Annotated in this window: 5 protein-coding genes; 2 read left to right on the top strand and 3 right to left on the bottom strand. The window is 72.6% G+C overall.

Annotation, left to right across the window (positions count from 1 at the left end):
* Positions 1–77: 77 nt before the first annotated feature.
* The 3 genes from dapF to ABZU46_RS30655 are packed head-to-tail and all read right to left on the bottom strand — an operon-like array spanning position 78 to position 2,609.
* Positions 78–941: a diaminopimelate epimerase gene (gene dapF, locus ABZU46_RS30665; protein WP_354863191.1), complete on the bottom strand. Its 864-nt coding sequence runs from the start codon at positions 939–941 to the stop codon at positions 78–80.
* A gap of 7 nt (positions 942–948) precedes the next feature.
* Positions 949–1,881, bottom strand: coding sequence for a tRNA (adenosine(37)-N6)-dimethylallyltransferase MiaA (gene miaA, locus ABZU46_RS30660; protein WP_354863190.1), 933 nt, complete (start codon positions 1,879–1,881; stop codon positions 949–951).
* A complete protein-coding gene (locus ABZU46_RS30655) occupies positions 1,878–2,609 on the bottom strand; it encodes a class III extradiol dioxygenase subunit B-like domain-containing protein (RefSeq protein WP_354863189.1) in 732 nt (243 codons plus the stop codon). The genes miaA and ABZU46_RS30655 overlap by 4 nt, the downstream gene beginning before the upstream one ends.
* A 201-nt stretch (positions 2,610–2,810) precedes the next feature.
* Here ABZU46_RS30655 and ABZU46_RS30650 point away from each other — a divergent pair, with 201 nt between their 5' ends.
* Positions 2,811–4,019 (top strand): DUF349 domain-containing protein, encoded by a 1,209-nt coding sequence (locus ABZU46_RS30650; RefSeq protein ID WP_354863188.1) that lies wholly within the window; start codon positions 2,811–2,813, stop codon positions 4,017–4,019.
* Positions 4,020–4,360: 341 nt separating this feature from the next.
* Positions 4,361–5,956, top strand: coding sequence for a cellulase family glycosylhydrolase (locus ABZU46_RS30645; protein ID WP_354863187.1), 1,596 nt, complete (start codon positions 4,361–4,363; stop codon positions 5,954–5,956).
* Positions 5,957–6,043 lie beyond the last annotated feature (87 nt).

Here is a 6,043-nt window from a genome sequence, read left to right as displayed (position 1 = left end):
TATTGCCATGACACGCCGAGCAGGCTGGCAATAACTTCATGATCGACGCGGCGCGCCCGCGATGTGGGCGCGGTGGGTCAGAGGAGGGGGTGGGTTGGGTTGGTCAGCGCGGAAAGGCTGATCTCGCCCGTTGCCACCAGGACGGCGGGGCCGGACAGCCAGCAGGAGTTCTCGGTGACCGTCACCGTCAGGCGGCCGCCGGGGACGTCGACGGCGACCACACCGGTGTCGCGGCCGGCGTCGCGCAGGGCCACCGCGCCCACCGCGCAGGCACCGGTGCCGCAGGACAGGGTCTCGGCGCTGCCACGCTCGTACACCCGCATCAGGGAGTGCCCGTCGGTGCCGTCGACCGGGTCGCCCGCCACGATGAACTCCACGTTCACGCCGGCCGGGAAGACCTCCGGGTCGAACCCGGGCGCGACGGTGAGATCCAGCGCGGCCAACTCCACGCCCGCCGGCAGGACACAGACCAGGTGCGGGTTGCCGATGTCCACAGCCGTGCCGGGCAGGGTCAGCCCGCCCAGGGTGGCGGTCGAGGAGTCGTACACCTGGGGGCGGCGCATCTCGACGGACACGGCGTCGCCCTCGACCAGCGCGCGCACGACGCCGGCCCGGGTGGCCACCGGCAACGCCGCGCCGGCCGGCGTGGCCAGCTCGTTGTCGAGCAGGTAGCGCACGAAGACCCGCGCGCCGTTGCCGCACATCTCGGCGAACGAACCGTCGGCGTTCCAGTAGTCCATGAACCACTCGGCCTCGCCGGCCAGCCCGGCGCCGTCCGGATGCTTGGCCGCCCGGACGACCCGCAGCACGCCGTCCGCGCCGATGCCCCGCCGCCGGTCGCAGAGCGCCGCGACCAGCTCCGGGGTCAGGTCGAGCTGACCGTCCGGGTCGGGCAGGAGGACGAAGTCGTTGCCGGTGCCGTGGCCCTTGGTGAACTCCACGCCCCCATCATCGCGCAGCGGCCGGCACCAGACGCAGCGCGGCCCCGATCAGGTCCGGCGTCGCCGAGTCCAGCCACTGGATCCGCGGGTCGCGCCGGAACCAGGACCGCTGCCGCCGAACGAAGCGCCGGGTGGCCCGGACGGTCTCGTCGTGCGCCTGCGCCTCGGTCAGCTCACCGTCGAGCAGGCGCAGGACCTGCTGGTAGCCGAGCGCCCGGCTGGCCGTTCGTCCCTCGGCCAGCCCTCGACCCACCAGCTCACGGGTCTCGGGCACCAGACCGTCGGCCCACATCCGGTCCACCCGCAGCGCGATCCGCTCGTCCAGCAGCCCGGTGTCCAGGTCGACGCCGAGCTGCACCGACGGGTAGTACGGGGTCGGCTGCGGCAGTGACGCGGCGAACGGCGCGCCGGTCAGCTCGATCACCTCCAGGGCCCGCACGATCCGCCGGCCGTTGCCGGGCAGGATGCCCTCGGCGGCCACCGGGTCGGCGGCGCGCAGCCGCGCGTACAGCGGAGCCGGGCCGACCTCGGCCAACTCCCGTTCCAGCCGCTCGCGCAGCGCCGCGTCGGTGCCGGGGAACTCGAAGCGCTCCAGCACCGCCCGCACGTACAGCCCCGAGCCACCCACCAGCAGCGGCACCCGTCCCCGGGACAGGATGTCGTCCACGGCAACGCGGGCCAGCCGCTGGTACTCCGCGACGCTGGCCGGCTCGGTGACCTCCCAGATGTCGAGCAGGTGGTGCGGCACCCCTTCCCGCTCGGCGGGGGTCAACTTGGCGGTGCCGATGTCCATGCCCCGGTAGAGCTGCATCGAGTCGGCGTTGACCACCTCCCCGTCCAGCGCGTGCGCGAGCGCGATGCTCAACGCCGACTTGCCGGCCGCCGTCGGGCCGACCACCGCCACGACCGTGCCGACCGGGACCGCTGCGCCGCCGGTCACGCCCGCTCCCAGGACGCCACGAAGTAGGCCACGCCGTAGGGGGCCGAGTCGTGCAGCAGCTCGCCGCGCCACCCCGCGCCGCTCGACCGGGCCGCCTCGGCGAGCACCTGCCACGACGCCCGGCCGGCGACCTTCAACTGCCCCGACAGACCCGCATCCAGGTCGCGCAGGGCGTCCAGGTCCGCCTCGGACAGGGCCGCGGCGACCCGCTTGTCGTACGGCAGGGCGCGCTGGTCGTCGTACCCGGGGGCCTTCTCCCCCCGGCAGGCCGACCCGTCGCCGAGCACCAGCAGTGCCACCCGCTCACCGGCCGCGGCGACCTGCTCGGCGAGCGCGGCCACCTCCACCGGCCCGGCGTCGGCGGTCACCTGCACGGCGGTCACCGCCGCGGCGGCCACGGCGGGACGCACGGCGTGCCGGGCCAGCAGCCACGCGCCGACCGTCAGGCTCAACGGCAGCACCGCGCCCCGGTCCGGCTGACCGGGGATCAGGGGCACGTCCAGGTCGACGCCCCAGGGCTGCAGGGAACCGGTGGCCGGGGGCCGGATCGGGCCGGTCGACGGGCCGACGCCGAGCAGCACCACCGCGTCCGGATCGGCGGCCAGCAGTCGGCGTACGGCGAGGTCACAGGCCGCCCGCAGGTCGTCCAGTTCGCTGGCGGCGGCACCGGCAACCTCGGGCACGAGCAGGGGCGGATGCGGGCAGACAGCGGCGGCGACCAGTGGCACCCGTTCACCGTAGCGGGAATGCCCGGTGCGTCTCCGCGCCGATCCGGTCAATCAGGCTCTAGGACACCGTATGGTCACGGTCGGCGATAGGCGCTCGACGGGGACCGGGTCGGACCTGTGACAATGCCGGAAGTAACTTGGCTGCGCCGTGGCGGCGACGGGGGACGGCTCCCTCGACGCCGGGAGAACGAGGATGGGCACATGAGCGACTGGACTGCCTTCGGACGGGTGGACGCGGACGGCACCGTTTACGTCAAGACCTCCGAGGGCGAGCGGGTGGTCGGATCCTGGCAGGCGGGAGCACCGGAGGAGGGTCTCGCGCACTTCGCACGCCGCTTCGCCGACCTGGTCACCGAGGTGGACCTGACCGAAGCGCGGCTCAACTCGGGCGCGGCGGACGCCGGGCACTCGTTGAGCACGATTCGGCGGATCCGCACCACGCTGCCCGAGGCCCACGTGGTCGGCGACATCGACGCCCTGGCCGCTCGGCTGGACAAGCTGGCGACCCTTGCCGAGGAGAAGGCCGGGGAGGCCCGGGCCGCCCGGGACGCCGCACGCGTCGAAGCCCTGGCCCGCAAGACCGCGCTGGTCGAGGAGGCCGAGAAGCTCGCCGCCGAGTCCACCGGCTGGAAGACTGCCGGTGACCGGCTCAAGGACATCCTCGACGAGTGGAAGACCATTCGCGGGGTCGACAAGAAGGCCGACGGTGAGCTGTGGAAGCGGTTCGCCGCCGCACGGGACGGGTTCACCCGGCGTCGGGGCGCCCACTTCGCCTCGCTGGACGCGACGCGCAAGCAGGCGCAGACCGTCAAGGAAGAGCTGGTCGCCGAGGCCGAGAAGATCAAGGACTCCACCGAGTGGGCGGCCACGGCCAACCAGCTCAAGGAGCTGATGACGCAGTGGAAGGCCGCCCCGCGTGCCTCCAAGGAGGCCGAGCAGAAGCTCTGGGAACGGTTCCGGGCCGCGCAGGACGCCTTCTTCAGCCGGCGCAGCGAGGTCTTCTCCGCACGGGACAACGAGCAGCGTGGCAACCTGGAGCGTAAGCAGGCGCTGCTGGCCGAGGCCGAGGCCCTGGACATCGACGCTGACCCGAAGGGCGCCCAGGCCAAGCTGCGGGAGATCCAGGCCCAGTGGCACGAGGCCGGCCGGGTGCCCCGCGAGGCGGCCGCCGGGCTGGAGCGCCGGTTGCGGGTCATCGACGACAAGGTCCGCGACGTGATGGACTCGGCGTGGCGCCGCACCACCAAGGAGGACAATCCGCTGCTCGCCCAGATGAGGGCCCAGGTGGCGGAGGCCGAGGAGCGGCTGGCCCGGGCGCAGAGCGCCGGGGACGCCCGCCGGATCTCCGAGGCCGAGCAGGCCCTCGCCTCCAAGCGGCAGTTCCTCCAGCTCGCCGAGCAGGCCGGCTGAGCTGACGCTGTCCGAGAGCCCCCGGTCCCCGCAAGGGACCGGGGGCTCTCGCGTGTCCGGGGACGCCGCACGGCACGGGCGGGGCCGCGGGGCCGTGCAGTTGACGCATTGAGGCGGGCTGATGAGAATGGGCGACGGAGCCAGGTAGGGCCACCGGGACGAGGGCGACGACGGCGGGGCTCCGCTGTCGAGGATCGGCCGGTGAGCTTCCGCGAGTGTCCCCGTCCGCGTGACATGGACCGTCGCGCACTGTCCGCGTACCCCCAAGGGGCCGTGACGTGCCGACGGCAGCTCGCCCGCGCGGCCCATGGCCGACGCCGGGCCTTTGAAGTGGAGCTCGAATGGTCCGTCCCAAAGCTCTCGGCGGTGCGCTGACCGCGCTCGCCACCGTCGCGGCCGGCGTGTTCATCGCCACCGCCGTCAGCACCGCCCCGGCCTCCGCCGCGGGCACCGGCACCGGCTATCTGCACACGAACGGCAGCCAGATCGTGGACAGCACCGGCGCCACGGTCCGGTTGACCGGCATCAACTGGTTCGGCATGGAGACCGACAACAAGACCTTCCACGGGCTCTGGTCGAGCAATCCGTGGCGGGGGCAGCTCGACACGATGGCCCGGCTGGGCTACAACACGTTGCGGGTGCCGTACTCGAACGACGCGCTGAAGCCGGGCGCGACCGCCACCGGGATCAACGACTTCGTCAACCCGGACCTGATCGGGCTCTCGCCGTTGCAGATCCTGGACAAGGTGATCAACTACGCCGGCAGCAAGGGGATGCGGATCATCCTGGACCGGCACCGGCCGACGTCGGCCGGGCAGTCGCCGCTCTGGTACACGTCGACGGTCTCCGAGGCGACCTGGATCAACGACTGGAAGATGCTCGCCCAGCGGTACGCGGGCAATCCCACCGTGATCGGCGCGGACCTGCACAACGAGCCGCACGCCGAGGGAACCAACCCGGCGGCCACCGGCGCGTGCTGGGGCTGCGGCGACACCGCGCGGGACTGGCGGCTCGCCGCCGAGCGGGCCGGCAACGCCATCCTCGGTGTCCAGCCCAACTGGTTGATCTTCGTGGAGGGGGTGAGCTGCCCCAGTGGTGGCCTCTCCAACGTGTGGGACAACGACCCGAGCAACGACGAGGACTGCGGCTGGTGGGGCGGCAACCTGTCGAAGGCCGGCCAGTTCCCGGTACGGCTGAACGTGGCCAACCGGCTGGTCTACTCGCCGCACGAGTACGCCACGTCGGTCTACCGGCAGACCTGGTTCGACGCCCCCGACTACCCGGCGAACATGCCGGCCATCTGGGACAAGTACTTCGGTTACCTCTACAAGCAGAACATCGCCCCGATCATGATGGGTGAGTTCGGCAGCACCCTCGCCGACCCGAAGGACCGGGTGTGGCTGGAGAAGTTGATGGCGTACACCGGCACCGGGGTGACCGGGATGTCCTTCACCTACTGGTCGTGGAACCCCAACTCGGGTGACACCGGGGGCATCGCGCTGGACGACTGGACGAACATCAACACCACCAAGCAGGCGATCCTCCAGCCGTACCTGATCGCGCCGTCCGGTGGCGGACCCACCGGCGGGCCGACAGGTGGACCGACCGGCGGGCCGACGACCCCGCCCCCGGGCGCCTGCACGGCCACCTACCGGCAGGTAAACGCCTGGCAGGGCGGCTTCCAGGGTGAGCTGACCGTGAAGAACACCGGTACGGCCGCGGTCAACCCGTGGTCGGTGACCTGGAGTTGGCCGTCCGGCGTGACGCTGGGCAGTGGCTGGAACGCCACCGTCACCCAGTCGGGCACGACGGTCACCGCCGCCGCGCCCAGTCACGCGCCGTCCCTGGCGGCGGGGGCCTCGGTCACCGTGGGCTTCACCGCCAACGGCGCGGCCAGCGCCCCGGCAACCGTGAAGCTCAACGGCGCCGGCTGCTGAGTCGCCGGGGTGGCGCGGGGCCCCCCGGGGGGGGGCGGCCCCCCCCCGGCCATAAAAACACCTGGGTGGATGGTGTGAAGGGGGGAA

The sequence above is a fragment of the Micromonospora sp. NPDC005197 genome (assembly GCF_040608295.1).
In the GTDB taxonomy this organism is placed as follows: Bacteria; Actinomycetota; Actinomycetes; order Mycobacteriales; family Micromonosporaceae; genus Micromonospora.
This window is presented reverse-complemented; position numbering and strand designations above follow the sequence as displayed.